We start from the raw sequence: 25,111 nt of genomic DNA, 5'->3' as shown, positions 1-25,111 counted from the left end.
TTGATAAAAAAATTATTTTGCTCGGTTACAATAAATTCTCCAATTAACTAATAAGGCGGAAGGAAAATTCCTTTTAATTCTTTTTAAATCAGATTTTGCCGATTCTCTCTTAAAATAATCTCCGGCCAAAAGTCTCCAATCAGGACGTAAATAACTTTTTTCAACCCGTAACTCAGGGAATAACTTTCTAAATTCTGTAGTCAACGTATTAATTTCCTTCTCTGTTTTAGCTTCTCCAACTTTGATCATAAAACCGGGTATATCGTTACGTCTGCCACAAATGTTTTCAGGAGAAACAGGCCTGTTCACCGGTTTTTTATCGGTGGAAGAAATAGGTTTAGATTCTCGCGTGGTGTCTCCAAATTTTTTGCATAATTCATCTTCACTAACCATTTTCAATATTTCTTCATCAGCATTAATAATCAGCTTTCCCCCGGTAGCTGAATCTACTTTAGTAATGATTTGCTGGGCTTTAAAAGAAATACATATAAAAAAAAGTAATAAAAAAATATAGCTTTTCATTTGGATATTATGATAAAATTAACTACACAAAAATAGCATTTTATAATTAAATCTAAAGAAATATGCTATTTAAAAGAGACTAAAAGTTAATTTAAGAAATAAATTTTTATCGAAAGTTGGAAGGTGATAGGCTCCCATTCTATAATAAATTCCCAATCCAAAATAGTAAATTAGCTTATTAAGCTCCATTCCAACTTCTTGATAATAGTTGTCGGGAACTGAAAAAGAAGTTAATTTATGGATTTCTTTATGATTCATATTTCCTAGTAATCCATTATAAACTAAAGAAAATTGCAACCTACTGTTTCCTATAAAATTTATGTCTTTAAAAGAATGAGTTAAGAAAAAAGCCACATATTTATCCGCATAAAACTCTCCGGGTGCTAAGGTTTCCAGTGATCGATAGCCTTTCATTGAAAATCTATTTCCTATTGATTTTCCTACTTTCGCAGTACCAAAACTTCCATAATTAATCCATAAAACCGTTTTTCCGAAAATATATCCGGAATTCATAACTAAGGAACTCTCCCCTATTGGATTAATTACAGATATATGAGCAGCTAAATCAAAACGATCATAGTTGAAATCAGCTCCTAAAGTTTTCCACCCTTTGGTATAATCAAAGTATAAATAAACGGGCTTATCTTCTACCGTCATTTTTCCTTCCGGAGTCATCAGGTATTTAGCAAATGGTGCGTATTTAAGATGTAAAGAAGTTGAAAATAACGTATATTTATGAGAAGGTGAATAAGATTTAAATGAATATTCATAATCCGATTTTTGAACTTCATAATTCGCTTCCACCGAAGCAGTAACTTTCTTTACTATATCTTGTTCATAAGCGAGCTTTCCTCCTCTGTAAGTATAAAAAATTGAATTTTGAATGTAATTTAATTCGTCCTTTATTTGTTCCTCACGATTAGGAAATCTATCAATAGTTTTCGAAAATGGATTTACATCAGAGTATCCTAAAAGCTTTATTTTTCCATTATTTTTTTTGTTGACATTAAAATCCATTCCCAACGCACCTTTACTGTTAGTGCTTTTCGTCCCGAAGGCAAGATATCCGAGTATGGATATATTTTTACTAAACTTGTAATTGGTTTTTCCTCCTAACTGAAACCTAAATCCTTCATAATCATTATAATTCATCAAATTCAATACATTTAAATTCACTTTACCTAAAGGTAATTTCCAATTTTTTACCGAATTTAAAAGACGAACATTTTTTTCAATGGGTAACGCATTAAAAAAGCTGGAATTTGCATAGGTATTCTTTTCTCGTTGCGTTAAAGGAGTTTTACGAAAATTTTTAATTTTAGATTCCGTATTCGTATTAAAATCTTTTTCCAATTCATATTCATATCCTCTAAAATCTTTTCTTGTAAAAGACTTATTGGATGTAAAATGAGACGTTGTCATCTGGATAACTATCCAGGGAGAAAACAAAAATTTTTGTTCCTTGTTGGAATTTGTCAAAAATTTGGTAACATCAATGGTACTTATTCTTATTTTATTGGTTTTAGACTTTAAATACCATATCCCTTTGAACGATTTCCATTGATACTCAAAATAACGAGTATAATTTGAGTTATATTCTTCACCTGAATATTTAACTACTGCAAAACTTTTAGCGTCAATATACAATGTTCCCCTGCTACCATTTACTAACAAGTTTTTCTTGGATCCGAATGAAATAATGTAATTTTTTTTAGTATCGATTACAATGCTGTCAATTAATTTAAAATTATAAGAATTGAATTTATTCTTGAAAAGATTAGGAAATTCTTCTTGAAAAAAAGGTTCAGAAAACAACTCGTAAAAAGGTTTTTTAAAGCCCGAAACTTGATCGGCTAAAATTATATTTTTTTTCCCGTATCTTCTGTCATATCTACATTTCATCACCCGCTCTCCTAAAAATATATATTCCTTTTTCTCTAACTTAGCAATCTCAGATGAATCACTATTCATACTATGCATAACATTACTAAAATCATCAATATAGAATTTAGTATATAAAAAATAATTATAAGAATTTAAATGGTTAGGATGGTTAATTTTTTCGTTCTTTTTAACCATTTTTAAAATTTTATAAACACGGGAATGAGAATGATCCGGTACATAATATTTCATCTCTAAATTCTGAGAGAACATAAATATTTGAAATAACAAAAAAATATAAACCGGAAAATTCTTCATATAGTCAAATAAAAGTGTATTACAACTAAGTATAAAATTAAAACTTAATCATACTTTATTTAGGGGCAAATATAAAGTATTTAACATAAACAAATTTCTATAAAAATAGTACATTTGCTATTTGTGATTGAATAAATAATACAACTCAAAAATGGATTATTTTATTGTAGCTGAAAATGTTACCCGAACTTATGAAGACAAAATTGCCTTAGATAACTTCAACATAAAAATTCCTAAAGGCAGTATCTATGGAATTTTAGGTCCGAACGGTGCCGGAAAAACTACGTTTATAAGAATCATTAATCAAATTACTAAGCCGGACAGCGGTACAATTTATTTTAATGGAGAGCCTCTACAACCCAAACATATTTCACATATAGGTTATATGCCGGAAGAAAGAGGACTGTATAAAAACATGAAAATTGGCGAACAGGCAATTTATTTAGCCCAGCTTAAGGGCATGAATAAAACGGAGGCCAAGTCGCGTTTAGAATATTGGTTTGATAAACTAAAAATTGAAAAATGGTGGAATAAAAAATTGAGCGAATTATCCAAAGGAATGGCTCAAAAAATTCAATTTGTAGTTACTGTATTGCATAATCCTGAATTATTAATTTTTGACGAGCCTTTCAGCGGATTTGATCCGGTAAATGCCAATCTAATAAGAGATGAAATTCTAGAGCTAAAAGAAAAAGGGACTACCATTTTATTTTCATCTCATCGAATGGAATCTGTTGAGGAACTTTGTGATTATGTTGCTCTTATCCATAATTCAAAAAAAATTTTAGATGGTTCGGTTAAAGATATCAGACATAAATTTAAACAAGGAAAATTTAATATCAGGATTACTGATATACAATCCCATGATATTGAACATTTACTATCTAATCATTCGATCGAAAATTTAATAAAAATGGATAATGAATATTCATTTTCAATTAAATTAACCGACCGGGAGAGCTCAAAATCCCTTTTATCAGAACTTTCATCTAAAGGAACAATCCTTTCTTTTTATGAAGAAATCCCAGGTATGAATGAAGTTTTTATTAATGCTGTAAATTCAAAAAATCTATGAGAAATATCTTTTTGGTAATGAGAAGAGAATTTCTTACTCAGGCAAGAAAAAAATCTTTTGTTCTTATTACTTTTTTTGCTCCGATATTAGTAATCCTAGCCGTAGCAATTATTGGTTTTATGATTAAAATTAATGAAAGCAATTCACGTATTGCCATCATTGATTCTACCCATGAATTTTATCCTGATTTCAAGAGTAATGAAAAAAATATTTTTAATTTTTATACAGATAATGATTTACAAGCTTTAAAAGATTCGTTAGCACAAAGTAATTCATTAGATGCTATCTTGTATATACCCAAAACCAAAGATTCTCTATTAAATAATTTACAAGATCATATCCAACTTTATACAAACAAAAATCTGAACAAAAATCTTCTCTATTCATTAGAAGAAACCATCAATAAAAAAATTGAAGAAAAAAGAAGAAAATTATTAGGAATAAATCAATCCGATATAGATAAAATTAATTCCAAAATATCTTTACAAATTACTAATGTTAAAGAAGGCAAATCAGAGGATAACCACTTAATTAAAGAAATTCTTTCTTTGTCATTGATGTATGTAAATCTTATGTTTTTTATTATTTACGGAACACGTGTGATGAGAAGCATTATGGAAGAAAAAAATAACAGGGTGGTTGAAATAATTATTTCATCCGTTAAACCTTTTGAATTAATGATGGGAAAAATATTGGGTACAACGTTAATTGCTTTAACTCAATTTTGTATATGGATTGGAATGACCCTGCTCCTTCTTAGTATGGGTAAACTGATATTAGGACATGAATTAACGCTTTCCATTCAACAAAATGATTTACGAAATATTCTTAATCAAGAAATGCAAATTCAAATTAGCGAAACTATTAATGCCCTTTTCAATCTTAATTATCCGTTAATTATTTTCGTTTTTCTTTTCTTCTTTTTTACGGGATATTTATTTTACAGTTCTTTTTTTGCAGCCATTGGAGCAGCTGTGGATAATGATACAGAAACTCAACAATTTATCCCAATAATTGTAATCCCCTTACTTTTAGGAGCTTATGGATGCATAAGTATCATAAACAATCCGGAAGGTCCTGTGGCTTTTTGGTTAAGCATTATTCCTTTTACCTCTCCTATGGCTATGGTTACCCGATCCTTTTATGGAATACCGGGTTGGCAATTGGCAGTATCAATTATTACCATGGTCGGATCGGTATTAGTAATGGTTTTTATTGCAAGTAAAATTTATAGGATTGGTATACTTATGTATGGAAAAAAAGTAACTATAAAAGAAATTTTCAAGTGGATTAAACAATCATAATATATTTTTCTGCTTTATTTCTTACTCCGAAAATTAGTAAATAAGAATTCAATTGATGCTTTTATGTAAAGGGCTTTAATTTAATTTTAAATCAATAGTCACCTCTACAGCACAATCAAAAATTTAAAAAGTAAAAATTTAGAACATGAATTAAAATAAATTTTATATTTATGCTCAAATACCATCTTATTAATTAAAAAAAATCCGTTCTGATGGAAAAAAACTCTTTTATTAAATCCCAAGGTTTGGGTAACGAATACATAGTAATCAATGAAGATACTATTACTTTTCCTTTAACTGAAAAAGCCATTCAAAAAATCTGTAACGTAAACTTCGGAATAGGTTCTGATGGAATATTAGTAAAAACAAAGTCAGAAACGGCTGACATAGGTCTGAAAATTTTTAATCCGGATGGTTCCGAAGCAGAAAAAAGCGGAAATGGATTAAGAATTTTTTGCAAGTATGTATACGATTATAAAATTATTCCTCAAAAGGAATTTACAGTAGAAACCAAAGGAGGGAAAGTTCGTGCAACCATACAAGAAACTTTAAATGAGAGGGCTGCTTTAATAACAGTAGATATGGGTCAAGCCATTTTCGATTCAAAACAAATACCCACTTCCTTTGATTCGGAAGAAGTACAAGATGAACGCATTACTATCGATGATCAAGAGTTTCAAATCAATTGTGTTTCTGTAGGAAATCCACATTGTGTGATTCTTAAAGAAAATCTAGATAGTGAAGAAATAAAAAAATATGGACCTAAAATTGAAACGTTTTCAAAATTTCCTAACCGTATAAATGTTCAATTTGCAAAAGTACTGAATAGAGATGAAGTTCAAATATTAATTTGGGAAAGAGGGGCCGGTTTTACCTTAGCCTCAGGAAGTTCGTCTTGTGCGGTAGCAAGTGTATTAAGAAAAAAAGGGTTAATAAATAATAAAGTAACCATTAAAATGCCCGGAGGAGAACTTAAAATAGAAATTGATGATCATTGGCAAATAAGAATGACCGGAGAAGTTCGCCAAATTTGTGAAGGTGTTTTGCATGAAGAACTAATAAACAGTTTTTTATAATTATTCTCAATAAAAAAATATTTTCTGAATTTGATAAATGATAACTTAAAATTGTTAAAATATTTTTAAAATCTAATATTTGATGGAAAAAATTATTAATTTTTTTAAAAAAGCATTTATTAACTAGTAAATTTATAGATATTTGTAATCTGATTTTTTTCCACTATTTAAAATGAAAATAAAGTATCACGATTTAATTCAACAAACTTTTGATTTTCCACAGCCCGAATTTAAGGTTGATAACGGAAATTTATTATTTCATGACATCCCTTTAATGGACTTAATTGAAAAATTCGGAACTCCTTTTAAGTTCAATTATTTACCTAAAATATCGCAAAACATACAACAAACCAAAAAATGGTTTAAAAAGGCTTTTAAGGAAAATAATTACAATAATGAATATAGATATTGTTATTGTACGAAATCAAGTCATTTTTCATTCGTGGTTGAAGAAGCTTTAAAAAATAAAATTAGTTTGGAAACTTCTTTTTCAAACGATATGGAAATTATACGAAGATTATACGATAAAGGAATTGTCGATAAAAATATAGAAGTTGTTTGCAACGGATTCAAAACCGATGAATATTTAAAAATTATTTCGGAAATGATTAACGGCGGATTTTCTAACATATTACCTGTATTGGATAATTTCAGAGAAATCGATCGACTTTCCGACAGCATAGATACTAATTTTAATATAGGTATTCGAATTGCTTCTGAAGAAGAACCTAAATTTGAGTTTTATACTTCTCGTTTGGGAATCGGATATAAAGATATTGTTCCTTTTTATGCTCAAAAAATCCAAAATCATCCTTTTGCTCGTTTAAAGATGTTGCATTTCTTTATCAACACGGGGATTAAAGATACATCCTATTATTGGAACGAACTTTATAAATGTTTGCGAGTTTATGCTCGATTGAAAAAAATCGCACCCGAAGTGGATTCGCTCAATATAGGAGGAGGTTTTCCTATAAAAAATTCCTTGAATTTTGATTACGACTATTATTATATGGTCAATGAGATTACTTACCAAATAAAAAAATTCTGTGAAGAAGAAGGAGTAGAAGAACCTACTTTATATACCGAATTTGGTTCATTCACTGTTGGAGAAAGTGGAGGGATTGTTTACAAAATTTTAAGTCAAAAAAGACAAAATGATCGGGAAAAATGGGATATGATTGACAGTTCTTTTATGACAACATTACCTGATTCTTGGGCTATTTCTCGTCGTTTTACCATGCTTCCTATCAATCGTTGGGAAGATTCCTATGAACGGGTTTTCTTAGGAGGTCTTACTTGTGATAGCGATGATTACTACAATTCTGAACAGCACGTTAATGCCATTTATCTTCCTATTTTCAGTGAAGAAAAACCTTTATATATAGGTTTTTTCAATACAGGAGCTTATCAAGATGCCATTAGCGGGTTCGGAGGCGTGCACCATTGTCTAGTTCCGCAGCCAAAACATATTTTGATCAATAAAAATAAAGACGGCGAATTTACTTATGAAGTGTTTCGAGAAGAACAAAATTATAAGCAAATTTTAGATCTTTTAGGTTATTAGAAGCCCCATACAATAAATTGACAGATTCATAGTTTATAATTACAAAAAAGTACCATCAAGCGTACCTGATTTATTTTCTTGTAATTTTTACTATAATGCGTCTATTGCATAAATTTATACTAATTATATTCATTAGTTTATACTCCATTGTCTATTCTCAAAACGGGCAAGAAATATATACTTTTATGAATATGACCGTATCTGCCCGTCAAGCGGCTTTAGGAGGTAATGTTAATTCTTCTTGGGACAATGATCCTAATATGGCTATGTTCAATCCGGCAATGATGAACGATAAAATGTATAACCAAGCGGGAATAAATTATTCCTCTTATCTTGCAGATGTCAAATTGGGAGCTGTTTCCTATGTCTATAATCCCAAAGAAAGTAAGCACTATTTTTCCCTTCATGGAAGATATGTAGATTATGGAGATCTTAAAGCCGCCGATGAAATTGGAAATGTAACCGGAAAATTTACAGCAAAAGACGCAGCAGTAACTTTGGGTTATGCCTATAATATCTCGGATTTCTTTACGGTGGGCGGAAATTTATCTTATGTTACCAGTAAAATTGAAAGTTATACCTCTTCCGCTCTTTTGGCTGATCTTGGGGTGGTATTTCACGATATTGATTACTATACTACCGTTTCTGCTGTGGTTAGAAATTTTGGTGGACAATTAACTTATTATAATGATAGAAGAGAAAAATTGCCCATTCAAGCAAATTTAGGAATCTCGCAACGATTCGAAAAATTACCGATGGAGTTAACTCTTACCTTACATGACTTACAAAAATTTGATATTTCATCTCCAACTAATAAAAAGGGAGAAAAGATCAATGGAGGAAGAAAAATTATAGATCATATTTCGTTAGGTGCCGAACTATTTCCCGAATCAGGATTCAACCTCAGAGCCGGATATAATTTTAAGAGAGGTAATGAATTGTCCATCGAGGATCAACGGTCATTTGCCGGATTAACTCTTGGTTTTGGTGTGAAAATTTCATATTTTCGCTTTGATTACGCTTGGGGGCGATATAATGCTGCGGGAAACACCAATACTTTTGGACTACGTATAGACTTGGAAAATATGTTTGCCCCTCGTTATGACTGGTAATAACATGAAAAACAACAAGATAAAACCTATAATTGCCATAGATGGTTATTCTTCCACCGGTAAAAGCTCCTATGCAAAAATGTTAGCCAAAGAATTTGGATGGATTCATATAGACACCGGTGCAATGTATAGAGCCGTAACTTTATATGCTATTGAAAATTTTTATAAAAATAATACTATAGATGAGCTAGCTTTATTAACCCATTTAAATGAAATTCATTTGGACTTTAAGCTAAATTCTGATTCCAATACCAATGAAATTTATCTTAATGGAAAAAATGTTGAAAATAGAATTCGTGCTTTTGACATATCTGAACATGTTTCATGGGTGGCAAAAATACCTGAAGTAAGAGAATATTTAGTAAAACAACAGAGAAATATAGGAAAAAACGGCGGGATTGTTATGGATGGTAGAGATATTGGAACGGTCGTATTTCCAAATGCTGATATAAAATTTTTTATTACTGCCAGTATAGAAGAAAGAGCTAAACGAAGATTCACTGAATATAAAAATCAACACAAAAATATTTCTTTAGAAGAAGTTCAAAAAAATCTTAAGCAAAGAGATTACATTGATGGCAGCCGATCGGTGTCACCATTAACTCAGGCCCCAGACGCCATTCTTATCGATAATACTCATTTAAGCAAAGAAGAAACCTATAATAAAATGGTTCAAATCGTTAAGGATAAATTTAAAATCTGATTTATAAAATAATTTTTTTACTTTATCTTATTGTTACTGATAATTCAGTATACTTTTAAAAAATTTGAAAATATAACTATTTTTAATAGTATGAAGGATTAATTTTTATTAATCTGCTTATCATTGAAACTTACAAATAAATAAATCTATAAGGATATTATTTTTCAATAAGATCTTTTATTTTAGAGAGGGAATTGAAAAAACTATTCTTCAATCTCTTCTTGTTTATGATAGGCTTCTAAAATTTTTCTTACTAATTTATGTCTTACCACATCAATTTCTGTCAATTGCACAAAACCTATTCCCTTAACTCTTTTTAAAAGATGAAAAGCTTCTTTTAATCCGGATTTCTGATGTTTAGGTAAATCTATTTGCCCGGGATCTCCCGTAATAATAAACTTAGCATTAGCCCCCATACGCGTTAAAAACATTTTCATTTGCAGATGGGTCGTATTTTGAGCTTCATCTAAAATTACAAAGGCTTCATCTAAGGTTCGACCTCTCATAAATGCCAAAGGAGCAATTTGTACGACTCCTTTTTCAATATAAGAAGCCAGTTTTTCATGACTGATCATATCTCGTAATGCATCATACAAAGGCTGAAGATAGGGATCTAATTTATCTTTTAAATCACCGGGTAAAAATCCCAAACTTTCCCCTGCTTCCACAGCCGGACGAGTAAGCACAATTCTTTTTACTTGTTTATCTTTTAAAGCTTTTACAGCTAAAGCAACGCTAGTATAGGTTTTCCCTGTTCCTGCCGGACCAATGGCAAATACCATATCATTGTTTTCGACTGCTTTCACCAGCTTTTTAAGATTTTCTGTTTTAGCCCTAATAAGTTTTCCTCCTATTCCGTGAACGATAAAATCTTCAGATTCGGATCTAAGCTCATTCTGCTTTTCTCCATTAGAGAGTATTCCCTCCAGAGCAATATCATTTAACTTATTATATCTGTTTATATATTCTGTTATTTCTTTAACTTTATTATTAAACAAAGTTAAATCCGCATCATTTCCTGCAGCCGACACTACCCGATCCCTTCCTGTAATTTTTAATTTGGGAAAATGATTAATCAACAGATTAAAGTTTTGATTATATTCACCATAGAAAGTTTTTAAATCCACCCCTTCTAAAGTAATTCGTATTTGATTCAAATTTTAACTCCTTTTTTAATTTTACATAACAAAAATAAGCAATAACTTTGTGTAGGATAATAAAAAATGGGAATAATAACACTTACTACCGATTTTGGTTTAGACGATTACCATGTGGCTGCCCTTAAAGGTGCTATATACAGCCAAATTTCGGATATTATAGTCGTTGATATCTCACATCAAATTATGCCTTTTGATTTAATTCAAACTGCTTATATTATTCAAAATTCATACAAAAATTTTCCTAAAGGAACCATTCATATAATTGGTGTCGACGCGTTGCCTTCTCCTTTTGTAAAATCTTTAGCTGCAGAAATCAACGGTCATTTTTTTATATGCAATGATAACGGCATTCTTTCTTTAATCGCTGAAGAATATATTCCCGATCAGGTCTATGAAATCACGATTAATAAATACGATGATCTTCATTTTTTAACTAAAGACCTTTTTATTCCTGTAGCCTGTCATCTTGCCAGAGGCGGAAAAATAGAATTAATAGGTAGAAAAATAAATTCTTATAAAGAATTAACTCAACCCAAACCGGTCGAAAAAAGCGAAGATAATTCGTTAACAGGAATGGTTATTCATGTAGATAATTTCGGTAATGCAATAACCAACATTAGTAAAGAACAATTTCACCAATTTGGAAAAAAAAAGGACTTTATAATTTTTGCCAGAAACGTTCAATTCACTGAAATCAAATCTAAATATACCGATATACTTGGGACAGATTCTGATGACAAAAAATATCATGGAAAAGCTTTTGCTATATTTAATTCTTCGGGCTTTTTACAAATTTCCATGTATAAGAGTAATTTAAAAACCGTTGGAGGGGCCAGCTCTCTAATGGGCTTATATATAGGAACTAATATCCGCATTGTTTTTTCTTAGTTAGTAAATCATATTTTTTATACTTCCTATTTTATACACATGTTTACCTATACATGTGATCATTCATGTGTAATACTTTTATAAATTCTGATTTATATTTTTTAGAAAAAAAATAAGAACACAAAAATATACTTTGGTACAATATTTTCTCATCTACACATCAGAATAAATTTAAAAATTATTTATAACATTCTATTTTATAAAAAAATTAGTTTATTTTTTTTTTAAAACAATTAATATAAAAAACAACTAAAATATAATATATTATGAAAATTACCATAGATGATTTCCGTGTGATAGAAGGTAAATCAGTAAACCTTAAAAATTATACTACTCAATCACCTGAAAATTTCAAAAAAAATAAAAAAGAGATAAAGAAAATAATTAAAAGTATAGATTATTATCAAAATATTTTAAATGCTGAAAACAAACAATCTTTATTAATTATTTTACAAGGAATTGATGCTGCCGGAAAAGACAGTTCCATACGAGCAATCATGACGGGAGTAAATCCCCAAGGAGTAAATGTATCATCTTTTAAAACACCTTCTTCTTTAGAGTATGAACATGATTATTTATGGAGACATATTATCAAAATGCCCGAACGTGGAAAAATTGAAATATTTAATCGTTCTCATTATGAAAACGTATTAGTTTGCAAAGTACATCCTGAATTTATTTTAAATGAAAAAATTCCTACTATAAATTCTGTCAAAGATATTAATGATGGGTTTTTCGAAAAAAGATATGAGGAAATTAAAAATTTCGAAAATCGTATGTTTAACAATGGTACTCGAATTATTAAATTTTTCCTCAATATAAGCAAAGACGAGCAGAAAAAAAGATTTATTAAGAGAATTAATGAAAAAGAAAAAAATTGGAAATTTTCAGCTTCTGATTTAAAAGAACGTAAATTTTGGAATGAATATCAAAAAGCTTTTGCAATGGCTTTTGAAAAAACTTCCACTGAAAATTGTCCCTGGTTTATTGTTCCTTTTGATAATAAATCTTACGGGCAATTGATAATGGCTTACATTATAAATGAAACATTAAAATCTATGAACCCGAAATATCCGGAAGTTAATAAACAAGAAAAGGAGGCTTTAAAAATTGCTTATCAGGATTTACTAAATGAAAAAGATTAAAATTCACACTTTGTTTATTTTAATTGAGTAGAACAAACAACTTCCATCTTATTGCTTAACAATTTTTATTTATCTTATAATTGTTTCTTTAACCTTTGAGATAAATAAAAACTGTTTTTTCGAGTTTATAATTAATTTCTTAGCTGAGATTACCATAAATCTATATTATATTAAAAAAACTTTTTTAATACAATAATAATTTATACTCTAAATTATTACAAAGAAACTAAATAATAAATTATTTTTTTATCTCAGATCTTTTAACATTGGTTATACCTTCAATATTATGCAACTCTTCTATAATTTGTTCTAATTGAAGAGTATTTTTTACAAATAATATTAAATTTCCGTAAAAGATACCATCTTCGGAATTAATGTTTATTTTTTTTATACTAATTTTAAATTTATTAGAAATAAGAGTGGTTATATCGTTAAAAATACCGTTTCTGTCAATTCCTTGTAATGAAACTTCTATCAGAAAATCCCTGCTTGAACTACTTACCCATTTAGCCGGAATTACTCTGTAATCATAGTTAGCTCGCATATCAATAGCATTGGAACAGCTTTCTTTATGAACTTTTATACCACTGTTTATAGTTACAAAACCAAAAATATTATCACCCGGAATTGGATTACAGCATTGCGCTAATTGATAATTTAGTTTTTCTTCATCATCTCCAAAAACAATCATATCATAATTTTCCTCCTCTTTAGGTTCTAGAAAATTATTTTCAGTGATTATAGAGGTTCTTTTTCTTAATTTGGATAATAAGTTTGTTAAAACTCCTTTACTATCTCTATATTTTTTTAGTGCTTTACTATCGATGACTCCGGTAGCAACCTGATAAAAAACATCGTGACTGGTTTTTGCTCCGAAAAATTTTTGAATGGAATTTAATTCTTCTTCTGAAAAATTAATTTTTAAGTGCCGTAACTTACGAATTAATAATTCTTTACCTTCTTCTGTATATGTTCTTTTTTCCGAATTCAATGCCGCTTTGATCCTTGATTTTGCTTTTGAAGTGGCGACAAAATCCAACCAATCTGCTTTAGGTTTTTGAACATTGGACGTCAGTATTTCCACCTGATCTCCACTTGATAACTTATAACTCAATGGCACCAATTTATTATTTACTTTAGCTCCTAAACAATGATCTCCGATACCCGAATGCACGGAATAAGCGAAATCTAAAGCCGTTGCTCCTGCCGAAAGTACTTTTAAATCTCCTTTAGGAGTAAAGACAAAAATGTCCTTTGTGTATAAGTTTAATTTAAAATCATCTAACAATTCCTTTGTAGAGGCCGTTCCCAAGTTTTCCAACATTTCTCTGACTTGAGAAATCCAATTTTCTATTTGATTATCTTCTCTTCCCTTATATCCTTCTTTATATTTATAGTGAGCGGCAATACCTTTTTCAGCCAATTCATCCATTCTCTCCGATCGGATTTGTACTTCCACCCATTTAGATTCCGGACCAATGACGGTAACATGCAAACTTTCATATCCCGTGGATCTGGGAGTTGTAATCCAATCCCTCATTCTGCTGGGATTAGGCATAAATTTATCCGTAACTATGGAATAAATTTTCCAAGCCAGGAATTTTTCATTTTTATAATCAGATTTATATATAATTCTAATAGCAAATAAATCAAAAACTTCCTCAAAGGAAACATCTTGTTTTTTCATTTTTTTATAAATTGAAAAAACGGATTTATGTCGTCCTTTAATAGTAAAATTCAAACCTTCGGCATTTAAGCTTTCTTGCATAATCCTTGAAAACTCTTCAATATATCGTTGTCGGTCTTTTTCTGTTTCCTCAAGTTTTTTAACGATTAAAGAATAAGATTCCGGATCGGTATATTTTAAGCTCAAATCTTCAAGCTCAGATTTGATGGTATATAGCCCCATTCTATGGGCTAAAGGAGCATATATATAGGTGGTTTCAGCAGCAATTTTTTTCTGTTTAGAACTTTTCATGCTGTCCAAAGTCCTCATATTATGAAGTCTGTCAGCTATCTTAATTAAAATAACTCTAACATCTTCAGACAAGGTAAGTAACAGCTTTCTATAGTTCTCGGATTGTAAAGAAAGATTTTGATGGTCTATGTTGGATATTTTGGTAAGTCCATCTATAATTTTAGCTACTTTAGGATTAAATAAATTGGAGATATCTTCAATGGTATACTGAGTATCTTCCACTACATCATGCAGTAAAGCACATGCTATGCTTGTTGCTCCTAATCCTATTTCATCTGCAACAATTTTAGCTACGGCTAAAGGATGATATATATAAGGTTCTCCGGTTTTTCTCCGTTGATCCTTATGAGCCTCTTTTGCAACTTCAAAAGCTTTTCTAATCAGAGATTTATCTTCTGTAGTCAAATCTCTGTAGGTGTTACGAAGCATATCTTTGTAACGTTTGACTATTTCTTCTTCTTCTTTTTTTAAGTCTATTTCGTCCATACCACTATTTAGTCTATTTTACTAGTTACAATTTATATGCGAATCATAACATTATTCTTTATTTATCTATTAAAATCTTAACTTTTATTAGTTACACAAAGCTAATTAATTTTTCTTTTAAATATGCATTCTAACTTTTTTATGTTATTATATTATTTATAAATTTATATTTTTAAAAAACTAATTATAGTATCAATGAAAAAAATTACACTAAAATCTTTTTTATTAACCTGTTTTTTTAATGCTTCATCATTAGTCGCTCAAACGGGTGGGGGTATGTGGATACCTAATCAGCTCAATGAAAAAGAAATGAAGGAAATGGGTTTGAAAATATCTCCAAAACAAATATTTAATACCTATAATCCAAGCATAAAAGATGCGGTTGCTCATTTCGGAGGAGGCTGTACTTCTGAAGTTATTTCACCTAAGGGATTATTACTTACTAACCATCATTGCGGTTACTATAGCATACAATCACACTCTACAGTTACCAATGACCTGTTAACCCATGGATTTTGGGCTTCTAACTATGAAGATGAAAAACCGAACGAAGGCTTAAAAGCAACTTTTATTGTTGATATTATAGATGTAACTTCTCAAATATTATTGGGTATAAGCGATAATTTTACTGAACAACAAAGAAATATTATTATTAAAAATAATATTAATAAAATTAGTTCAACCATTAAAAAAGAGGACTATCAAGACATTGCCATCTTGCCTTTTTACAACGGTAATCAATATTATGCTTTTATTACAGAAACTTACGAAGATATCCGTTTAGTGGGAGCTCCTCCATCTTCTATTGGAAAATACGGATCAGATACCGACAACTGGATGTGGCCTAGGCATACCGGAGATTTTTCCCTATTTAGGATTTATGCAGATAAAAATAATCATCCGGCGAAATATTCTAAAGATAATATACCTTATACCCCCAAATACTATTTGCCTATATCAATTAAAGAGAAAAAGGAAAATGACTTTTCATTTGTATACGGATTTCCCGGGAGAACTCAAGAATATTTACCGGCATCTGCTATTGAACAACTATTGGAAATAACCAATCCATCAAGAATTTCTTTACGTAATGAATCTTTAAAAATTTTAGATCATGCGATACGTGCAAATAAAGAAATAAAAATAAAATATGCGGCAAAATATGCATCTATCGCTAACGGATGGAAAAAATGGATCGGCGAAAATCAAGGGTTACTTAAATCAAATGCTATCGAAAAAAGAAAAGAATATGAAAATCAATTGGTAGAGCAAAGTCAAACAAATCTTGATACTAAAAATAAAAATCTGTCTTTAGTAAATGCATTAAATGATTTATATAAAAATAATAGTGGATATAATAAAGCTTACACTTATTTTAATGAAGTTTTCTATTCGAATTCTGAAACTTTTCGTATGGCTTATATAGTATCCAATCTTCTTAATGCTTCTGATCAAGACTTTGAAAAAATTAAATTAAGAGTAATAAAAAATGTGAGTTCAATTTATAAAAATTATGATTCTGAATTAGACAGGAAAGTTTCTTCAAAAATGCTTTCCATGTACAGTATGAATATTGAGCCAAGATTTCAGGTAGCCGGTCATGAAGATTTTGAAAAAGAATCTTCGTGTAATATTTACCTAACTGATTTATGGAAAAATTCTTATATAACTCGTGAAAGAGGAGATCTTTTATCAATATTATCTTCCGATTCTAAGGAAAATATAAAGTATAAATTAAAAGACGATGCAGTACTAAACTTTATTACTCCTTATATTGAAATGTACAGAAGAAAAATTTTACCATTTCATGATGATTTTGATAAAAAAAATGACAGCCTGCAAAGAAACTATATGAATGCTCAATTAAAGAGTTTTCCTTCAAAAAAATTCTTTCCTGATGCAAATTCTACTTTAAGAGTTACTTATGGTAAAATAGACGGATATACACCAAAAGATGGAGTTTATTATAAACCTTTTACAACATTATCCGGTGTTATTGAAAAATATATTCCTGATGATTACGAATTTAATTTACCTAAAAAATTAATAACATTGTACAAACAAAAAAATTTCGGACCTTATTCACAAAATGGAGATATCATAGTAAATTATATTGCAACCAATCACACTACCGGGGGCAATTCAGGAAGTCCCGCCTTTGATGCTCATGGTAATTTGGTAGGACTTAATTTCGACAGGGTTTGGGAAGGCACTATGAGCGATATTAATTATGATCCTTCTATCTGCAGAAATATTATGGTTGATATTCGTTATATATTATTTATAATCGATAAATATGCAGGAGCACAAAGACTTATAGATGAAATGAAAATTGTAAAGTAAAATAAAAAAGGTTTTCTAAATTAGAAAACCTTTTTTATATAATTACTTATTTAAAATAATCCTATCGCTTTCCACCAAGCGGTTCCCACTAGTAGCCAAATGGCCAAAATAACTAAACTCATAAAAAATCCGATCTTCCACCATTTTGCCAATGGTATATATCCGCAACCAAACAAAATAGGAGCGGGTCCGCTCGAATAATGTGTAATTGACATATTTAAATTACTGAAAAATGCAAATAATAATATTGCTAACATTGGTGGAGCCCCTGCAGCTATCGATATGGAAACAAATATAACGTACATCGCACTGATATGTGCTATAGCACTTGCCATAAGATAATGCACATAATAATACACCAATAAAAGTATAAATAACATCGGTAACCAAGGTAAACCTTTCACCGATTCAGCTACATAATTTCCAAACCAAGGAATAAATCCTAAAGTATTCAATTGAGAAGCTAAGGTCATAAGTATCGCAAACCATATAATTGTATGCCATGCTTCTTTTTCACTAATTACATCATTCCAATCTAGAGCACGAGTTAATAATAAAATACATAATCCTACAAAGGCTGTAAATGTCGCATCTATTTTAAGAAATGAACCTAATACCCAAAAAATTACTAAATAGGAAAAAACACCTAGAACAATCCACTCTTTGGTAGTCATTTTACCCATCTCTTTAAGCTTTTCTTTTGCAATCGCTTTCATTTCCGGGGTATGTTTTAATTCAGGTGGATAAAATTTATATAAAACGTATGGAATTACAAGTAAAGATAACAAGCCGGGAACAATTGCGGCCTTTGCCCAATCAGTCCATGAGATGGTATATCCCATATTCTCAACAAATTTTGCTATCATAGGGTTGCCTGCCATCGAAGTTAAAAACATGGCACATGTAATTGCATTACATTGAAATATACATTGTACTAAAAATGCCCCGATCTTATTCTGAGTTCCTTTTTCTGGAGTAGAATCATAGGCATTTGATATAGATAAAAATAGAGGGGTTATTATTCCGCCACAACGTGCAGATGTGGATGGCATTGCCGGCGCAAATATTAAATCGGTCATAACCAAACCATAAGATAAACCTAAGGAACTGTTTCCTAATTTACTAATGAAAAGATATCCTACTCTTCTTCCAAAGCCTGTTTTAATAAATCCTCTTGAAATAAAAAAAGCACAAGCTATCATCCAGATTGTTGTATCTCCAAATCCTTTTAAGGCGCTTTTAATCGGAATTAAATCTAGAGCAACTACCGTGGTCATACTAAAGATTGCCATTGCTCCCAAAGGAAACGGAGAAAGAATCAATCCTAAAACCGTTGCGATAAAAATTGATGCCAAATGCCAAGCTTTAATATCAAGACCATCCGGCACAGGTACGAACCAAAGAATAACTCCTACTAAAATAACCAATAAAAACTTTAATATATTTTTATTCATAATTTAACTATATGTATTTAATTTGTTTTTAATTATTATATAAATAAATTCTAATTGTTTAACGATATAAGTCAACTATCAATAAATATATATGAAGTAAAAAATGTATCATAGTATTTAGAATCATTTATTCCCTTCGAAATTACCATTTTTTAAACTTTTAGGTTATATGAAACATTTCATACAATTTTTTATTCTAAGAGCAATAATTAATCCAAAAAAAAGTGTAGGAGTTTCTAGTTTTGAAAATAATAAAAATGTAATGATCTAATAGTCAGAAAAATATATTTAATAAATAAATTTATAAATTAGTTAAATTTTAAGATAAGAAAAAACTAAATTTTGGATATTTTTTTAAAATATTGTTCTCTCCGAAGAATCAAAAGAAAAAACCCATCAAAAAAGAGTTATAAAAGAAATAAAAATCAATAAAACCTATTTATTCAAATTATATAATTTCAAAAACTATTTTTAAATAAGAAGGTCCTTATTGGGAGTTGAGATTGTTTTTAATAACATTGAAGAATATGTATAGTAAATATCATCATAGACAGTAAAGGTCTGATATAAAATTATGAGAGTTAGCTTATGAGTTTAGCTAAATTAAAAGTTTATAAGTTAAAAATTCCACCTACCAAATAAACCACTCCAATCCAAAACAAAAAAAGCCTTGTATATTACCTATACAAAGCTTTCTTTTTTAAAAAACCGGCGGCTACCTACTCTCCCGCGTTTGCAGTACCATCAGCGCAAGTAGGCTTAACTTCTGTGTTCGAAATGGGAACAGGTGAGCCCTACCGCTATAACCACCCTAAATATCTTAATGGGATTTTATATAATTTTGTAAACTCTTACGGCCAATTCTATTAACTTTTATTTTTTTCTTGGACGAAATCTCCGGGTAATTAGTACTACTCGGCTATGACATCACTGCCTTTACACCTGTAGCCTATCAACGTGGTATTCTCCCACGACCCTATATCGAATTCTTATCTTGTGGCGAGTTTCGCACTTATATGCTTTCAGTGCTTATCTCTTCCAAACTTAGCTACTCAGCGGTGAACCTGGCGGCACAACTGATACACCAGAGGTTTGTTCAACTCGGTCCTCTCGTACTAGAGTCAACTCCACGCAAAATTCTACGCCCGCAATAGATAGAGACCGAACTGTCTCACGACGTTCTGAACCCAGCTCGCGTGCCACTTTAATGGGCGAACAGCCCAACCCTTGGGACCTTCTCCAGCCCCAGGATGTGACGAGCCGACATCGAGGTGCCGAACCTCCCCGTCGATGTGAGCTCTTGGGGGAGACTAGCCTGTTATCCCCGGAGTACCTTTTATCCTATGAGCGATGGCCCTTCCATACGGAACCACCGGATCACTATGTCCTGCTTTCGCACCTGCTCGACTTGTCGGTCTTGCAGTCAAGCACCCTTATGCCATTACACTCTGCGCACGGTTGCCAAGCGTGCTGAGGGTACCTTTGAAAGCCTCCGTTACTCTTTTGGAGGCGACCACCCCAGTCAAACTACCCACCACGCAATGTCCTTCTGTTCAGAAGTTAGGCTCCAGATAAATAAAGGGTGGTATTTCAACGTCAACTCCTCGACTCCTGGCGAAGCCGATTCTTAGTTTCCCACCTATCCTACACATCATTTACCCGAAGTCAATACGAAGCTATAGTAAAGGTTCACAGGGTCTTTTCGTCCCATTGCGGGTAATCGGCATCTTCACCGATACTACAATTTCACCGAGCTCATGGTTGAGACAGTGCCCAGATCGTTACACCATTCGTGCAGGTCGGAACTTACCCGACAAGGAATTTCGCTACCTTAGGACCGTTATAGTTACGGCCGCCGTTTACTGGGGCTTCAGTCAAAGGCTTCGCTTGCGCTAACCTCCTTCCTTAACCTTCCAGCACCGGGCAGGTGTCAGACCCTATACGTCATCTTGCGATTTTGCAGAGTCCTGTGTTTTTGATAAACAGTCGCCTGGGCCTTTTCACTGCGGCTCCCTTTTTACGGGGAGCGACCTTTCTCCCGAAGTTACAGGTCTATTTTGCCTAGTTCCTTAACCATGATTCACTCGAGCGCCTTAGGATACTCTCCTCATCCACCTGTGTCGGTTTTGGTACGGGCGCTGTAAACTTGCCTTAGAAGTTTTTCTTGAGAGCTCTTACCTACACTATCCATTCCACCGTAGCTTCCTGGTACTTTCACTTTCGGCATCTGCAACGCATTTTACTATTGCTGATTTACCTACATGCTTTAACGTACTATTCCGTCAGTACGCGGTAGTGTCATTACTCTGTCACTCCATCGAATTTACAGCCGGTATCGGAATATTAACCGATTTCCCATCGATTGCTCCTCTCGGATTCACCTTAGGTCCCGACTTACCCTCAGCTGATTAGCATAGCTGAGGAAACCTTGGATTTTCGGCGTGAAGGTTTCTCACCTTCATTATCGTTACTTATGCCTACATTTTCTTTTCTATACGCTCCACAATAAGTCACCTTACTGATTCTGCGCATATAGAATGCTCCCCTACCGAAATTTTCATTTCGCATAGCTTCGGTAGTATACTTATGCCCGAGTATTATCCATGCCAAACCGCTCGACTAGTGAGCTGTTACGCACTCTTTAAATGAATGGCTGCTTCCAAGCCAACATCCTAGCTGTCTGGGCAGTCTGACCTCGTTTGTTCAACTTAGTATACATTTCGGGACCTTAGCTGTTGCTCTGGGTTCTTTCCCTCTCGGACATGGACCTTAGCACCCATGCCCTCACTGCTAAGAAACATATAATAGCATTCGGAGTTTGTCAGGATTTGGTAGGCGGTGAAACCCCCGCATCCAATCAGTAGCTCTACCTCTAGTATACTCTTTCTTAACGCTGCACCTAAATGCATTTCGGGGAGTACGAGCTATCTCCCAGTTTGATTAGCCTTTCACCCCTATCCACAGGTCATCCGAAGACTTTTCAACGTCAACCGGTTCGGTCCTCCACTTTGTGTTACCAAAGCTTCAACCTGCCCATGGATAGATCACAAGGTTTCGCGTCTAATCCCACTAACTCAACGCCCTATTCAGACTCGCTTTCGCTGCGGCTCCGTAGCTGAACTACTTAACCTCGCTAGTGAAATTAACTCGTAGGCTCATTATGCAAAAGGCACGCCGTCACATCTTATGATGCTCCGACCGCTTGTAGGCGTATGGTTTCAGGGTCTCTTTCATCTTTCTTTTCGAAATACTTTTCACCTTTCCCTCACGGTACTTGTTCGCTATCGGTCTTCAAGGAGTATTTAGCCTTGGAGGATGGTCCCCCCATGTTCAGACAGGATTTCACGTGTCCCGCCCTACTCTTTTTCATACATATCCAGATTTCACTTACAGGACTTTCACCTTCTTTGGTTGTTCTTTCCAAAACATTCTGCTATCTAATTACATACTTTTGGGCTCTTCCGATTTCGCTCGCCACTACTCTCGGAATCTCGGTTGATTTCTTTTCCTCTTCCTACTTAGATGTTTCAGTTCGGAAGGTTTGCCTTCCCTTGCGGGAATACTATACTCTTGTATAGTGGGTTGCCCCATTCAGACATCTGCGGATCTATTCGTGTGTGCCAATCCCCGCAGCTTTTCGCAGCTTACCACGTCTTTCTTCGCCTCTTGAAGCCTAGGCATCCGCCATACGCCCTTAACGATTTCTTTTCCTTAGCCAATTGTATTGGCCGCTCGGTTTATTTTTTTATATAAAATCCCAATAATGTCAATGATCCGTATATAACACCGGTTCTTTTTTACTACTTCTTTCGTTTTTAGAACCTTGTGGAGAATAAGGGAGTCGAACCCTTGACCTCCTGCGTGCAAGGCAGGCGCTCTAGCCAGCTGAGCTAATTCCCCTTGTTTCCCTTTGTAGTCTCAGGCAGACTCGAACTGCCGACCTCTACATTATCAGTGTAGCGCTCTAACCGGCTGAGCTATGAGACTGATTGATTTTTATTTTCCTCGTTGCTCCTTTTACTCTTCTTCTTATGTCTTACCTTTTCCTTACAGGGGCTTTTCAGGGGTGTTATATATCTTGTGTTTTTTTCAACTTTTTACTTACTCTTTTATTTGTTTAAGTAGGAAACACCTGGAAGTTGTCAGCTTCTTTTGGGGTTTTTATTCCTTGTTTTGACTTTTTGCTCTAAAAAAGAGATGTTCCAGCCGCACCTTCCGGTACGGCTACCTTGTTACGACTTAGCCCCAGTCACTAGTTTTACCCTAGGCAGCTCCTTTTACGGTCACCGACTTCAGGTACCCCCAGCTTCCATGGCTTGACGGGCGGTGTGTACAAGGCCCGGGAACGTATTCACCGCAGCATGGCTGATCTGCGATTACTAGCGATTCCAGCTTCATAGAGTCGAGTTGCAGACTCCAATCCGAACTGAGACCGGCTTTTGAGATTCGCATCTGGTTGCCCAGTAGCTGCCCTCTGTACCGGCCATTGTAGCACGTGTGTGGCCCAGGGCGTAAGGGCCGTGATGATTTGACGTCATCCCCACCTTCCTCGCGGTTTGCACCGGCAGTCTCATTAGAGTTCCCGACTTTAATCGCTGGCAACTAATGATAAGGGTTGCGCTCGTTATAGGACTTAACCTGACACCTCACGGCACGAGCTGACGACAACCATGCAGCACCTTGAAAATTGTCCGTAGAAATACTTATTTCTAAGTACGTCAATTCCCATTTAAGCCCTGGTAAGGTTCCTCGCGTATCATCGAATTAAACCACATGCTCCACCGCTTGTGCGGGCCCCCGTCAATTCCTTTGAGTTTCAACCTTGCGGTCGTACTCCCCAGGTGGGATACTTATTACTTTCGCTTAGTCACTGAGAAGTTAATCCCCAACAACGAGTATCCATCGTTTACGGCGTGGACTACCAGGGTATCTAATCCTGTTCGCTCCCCACGCTTTCGTCCATCAGCGTCAATCGGTATTTAGTAACCTGCCTTCGCAATCGGGGTTCTGTGTAATATCTATGCATTTCACCGCTACACTACACATTCCAGCTACTTCAATACTATTCAAGATTAACAGTATCAACGGCAGTTCTACAGTTAAGCTGCAGGTTTTCACCGCTGACTTATCAACCCGCCTACGGACCCTTTAAACCCAATAAATCCGGATAACGCTCGCATCCTCCGTATTACCGCGGCTGCTGGCACGGAGTTAGCCGATGCTTATTCGTATGGTACCTTCAGAACATTACACGTAATGTGGTTTATTCCCATACAAAAGAAGTTTAAAACCCATAGGGCTGTCGTCCTTCACGCGGGATGGCTGGATCAGGCTCTCACCCATTGTCCAATATTCCTCACTGCTGCCTCCCGTAGGAGTCTGGTCCGTGTCTCAGTTCCAGTGTGGGGGTTCACCCTCTCAGGCCCCCTAAGGATCATCGTCTTGGTAAGCCGTTACCTTACCAACTAACTAATCCTACGCATGCCTATCTGTATCCGATTAATCTTTTAATATCTGCCAATGCTGACTGATATGTTATCCGGTATTAATCCGGGTTTCCCCGGGCTATCCCGGTGATACAGGTAAGTTGCATACGCGTTACGCACCCGTACGCCGGTCTCTCTTGAAGCAAGCTCCAAAATACCCCTCGGCTTGCATGTGTTAGGCCTCCCGCTAGCGTTCATCCTGAGCCAGGATCAAACTCTCCATTGTAATTTCTTTGTTATTATCAATTTCAAGGCTTTTCCCTAACTCAAAAGAATCTCTTTTCTTCCAGGTTGTGTTTTGCTACTTTTTATCTTTCGTAAGCTTTGTTTAAAAAACTTTTTATTTCAACGATCTTTTGCGCTTCTCAGGTCCCTCTTCTTCTGTTTTTCTCTTTCGTTGTTCCTGACTTGCGGGTGCAAAGATAGCTACTTTTTCTTTCCCCGCAAGTTTTTTTTTAATCTTTTTTTAATCTTTTTTGCTAAATAATCATTAATGTCCTGAATACCACCTATTTAACCTCCAAAAAAATTTTTAATTTTTTTTTATTTACTCCCGCTTCTCTCCTCATCATTTGTATTGGACCTTATGGGCTCGTTCTTATTCTTTTCTATTTTA

Annotated in this window: 14 protein-coding genes, 2 tRNA genes and 3 rRNA genes; 9 read left to right on the top strand and 10 right to left on the bottom strand. The window is 33.3% G+C overall.

Annotated elements, in window-relative coordinates; all coding sequences use genetic code 11:
* Nucleotides 1–12 precede the first annotated feature (12 nt).
* Both GYM72_RS03025 and GYM72_RS03020 read right to left on the bottom strand, forming a co-directional pair.
* Nucleotides 13–522 carry an SPOR domain-containing protein gene (locus tag GYM72_RS03025; protein WP_160542383.1) on the bottom strand — a complete coding sequence of 170 codons (510 nt, stop codon included), beginning with the start codon at nt 520–522 and terminating at the stop codon, nt 13–15.
* A gap of 69 nt (nt 523–591) precedes the next feature.
* A complete protein-coding gene (locus GYM72_RS03020; protein WP_220264654.1) occupies nt 592–2,676 on the bottom strand; it encodes a DUF5686 family protein in 2,085 nt (694 codons plus the stop codon).
* Between the two features lie 196 nt (nt 2,677–2,872).
* On the opposite strand from GYM72_RS03020, the gene GYM72_RS03015 reads away from it, so the two are divergent.
* The 6 genes from GYM72_RS03015 (at nt 2,873) to cmk (ending at nt 9,555) form a co-directional block, all read left to right on the top strand.
* On the top strand, nt 2,873–3,796 hold the full coding sequence (locus tag GYM72_RS03015) for an ABC transporter ATP-binding protein (RefSeq protein WP_220264653.1): 924 nt from the start codon (nt 2,873–2,875) through the stop codon (nt 3,794–3,796).
* Complete coding sequence (locus tag GYM72_RS03010) at nt 3,793–5,100, top strand: ABC transporter permease (RefSeq protein ID WP_220264652.1); 1,308 nt, start codon at nt 3,793–3,795, stop codon at nt 5,098–5,100. The genes GYM72_RS03015 and GYM72_RS03010 overlap by 4 nt, the downstream gene beginning before the upstream one ends.
* Nucleotides 5,101–5,312: 212 nt before the next feature.
* Nucleotides 5,313–6,176 carry a diaminopimelate epimerase gene (gene dapF, locus GYM72_RS03005; protein WP_220264651.1) on the top strand — a complete coding sequence of 288 codons (864 nt, stop codon included), beginning with the start codon at nt 5,313–5,315 and terminating at the stop codon, nt 6,174–6,176.
* Nucleotides 6,177–6,348: 172 nt separating this feature from the next.
* Nucleotides 6,349–7,740, top strand: coding sequence for an arginine decarboxylase (locus GYM72_RS03000; RefSeq protein ID WP_160542388.1), 1,392 nt, complete (start codon nt 6,349–6,351; stop codon nt 7,738–7,740).
* A 95-nt stretch (nt 7,741–7,835) separates the two neighbouring features.
* Nucleotides 7,836–8,852 (top strand): type IX secretion system protein PorQ, encoded by a 1,017-nt coding sequence (gene porQ / locus GYM72_RS02995; protein WP_220264650.1) that lies wholly within the window; start codon nt 7,836–7,838, stop codon nt 8,850–8,852.
* A 4-nt stretch (nt 8,853–8,856) separates the two neighbouring features.
* Nucleotides 8,857–9,555: a (d)CMP kinase gene (gene cmk, locus GYM72_RS02990; RefSeq protein ID WP_220264649.1), complete on the top strand. Its 699-nt coding sequence runs from the start codon at nt 8,857–8,859 to the stop codon at nt 9,553–9,555.
* Nucleotides 9,556–9,758: 203 nt separating this feature from the next.
* Here cmk and GYM72_RS02985 read toward each other — a convergent pair whose 3' ends face one another.
* Complete coding sequence (locus GYM72_RS02985) at nt 9,759–10,712, bottom strand: PhoH family protein (protein ID WP_220264648.1); 954 nt, start codon at nt 10,710–10,712, stop codon at nt 9,759–9,761.
* Between the two features lie 66 nt (nt 10,713–10,778).
* Between GYM72_RS02985 and GYM72_RS02980 the strand changes: the two genes are divergently transcribed.
* Both GYM72_RS02980 and GYM72_RS02975 read left to right on the top strand, forming a co-directional pair.
* Nucleotides 10,779–11,603: an S-adenosyl-l-methionine hydroxide adenosyltransferase family protein gene (locus GYM72_RS02980; protein ID WP_220264647.1), complete on the top strand. Its 825-nt coding sequence runs from the start codon at nt 10,779–10,781 to the stop codon at nt 11,601–11,603.
* A gap of 266 nt (nt 11,604–11,869) precedes the next feature.
* Nucleotides 11,870–12,748, top strand: a complete 879-nt coding sequence (locus tag GYM72_RS02975; RefSeq protein WP_255571547.1) for a PPK2 family polyphosphate kinase — start codon at nt 11,870–11,872, stop codon at nt 12,746–12,748.
* 238 nt (nt 12,749–12,986) lie between these two features.
* Here GYM72_RS02975 and GYM72_RS02970 read toward each other — a convergent pair whose 3' ends face one another.
* Nucleotides 12,987–15,212: a bifunctional (p)ppGpp synthetase/guanosine-3',5'-bis(diphosphate) 3'-pyrophosphohydrolase gene (locus GYM72_RS02970; protein ID WP_220264646.1), complete on the bottom strand. Its 2,226-nt coding sequence runs from the start codon at nt 15,210–15,212 to the stop codon at nt 12,987–12,989.
* 195 nt (nt 15,213–15,407) lie between these two features.
* Here GYM72_RS02970 and GYM72_RS02965 point away from each other — a divergent pair, with 195 nt between their 5' ends.
* Nucleotides 15,408–17,555, top strand: a complete 2,148-nt coding sequence (locus GYM72_RS02965) for a S46 family peptidase (protein ID WP_220264645.1) — start codon at nt 15,408–15,410, stop codon at nt 17,553–17,555.
* A 50-nt stretch (nt 17,556–17,605) separates the two neighbouring features.
* Here the strand turns inward: GYM72_RS02965 and GYM72_RS02960 are convergent, their stop codons facing one another.
* The 6 genes from GYM72_RS02960 to GYM72_RS02935 form a co-directional block, all read right to left on the bottom strand.
* The gene (locus GYM72_RS02960) at nt 17,606–19,009 is read right to left on the bottom strand and encodes an anion permease (RefSeq protein ID WP_220264644.1); all 1,404 of its coding nucleotides are present in this window, start codon (nt 19,007–19,009) and stop codon (nt 17,606–17,608) included.
* Between the two features lie 706 nt (nt 19,010–19,715).
* Nucleotides 19,716–19,823, bottom strand: a 5S ribosomal RNA gene (gene rrf, locus GYM72_RS02955).
* 71 nt (nt 19,824–19,894) lie between these two features.
* Nucleotides 19,895–22,717: ribosomal RNA gene (locus GYM72_RS02950) — 23S ribosomal RNA — on the bottom strand.
* Between the two features lie 118 nt (nt 22,718–22,835).
* Nucleotides 22,836–22,909: transfer RNA gene (locus GYM72_RS02945), tRNA-Ala, on the bottom strand.
* Between the two features lie 13 nt (nt 22,910–22,922).
* A tRNA-Ile gene (locus tag GYM72_RS02940) sits at nt 22,923–22,996 on the bottom strand.
* 203 nt (nt 22,997–23,199) lie between these two features.
* Nucleotides 23,200–24,721: ribosomal RNA gene (locus GYM72_RS02935) — 16S ribosomal RNA — on the bottom strand.
* The 16S, 23S and 5S rRNA genes sit together here with 2 tRNA genes alongside, the layout of an rRNA operon.
* Nucleotides 24,722–25,111: the final 390 nt, after the last annotated feature.

The organism is Apibacter sp. ESL0404 (assembly GCF_019469245.1).
GTDB lineage: Bacteria > Bacteroidota > Bacteroidia > Flavobacteriales > Weeksellaceae > Apibacter.
This window is presented reverse-complemented; position numbering and strand designations above follow the sequence as displayed.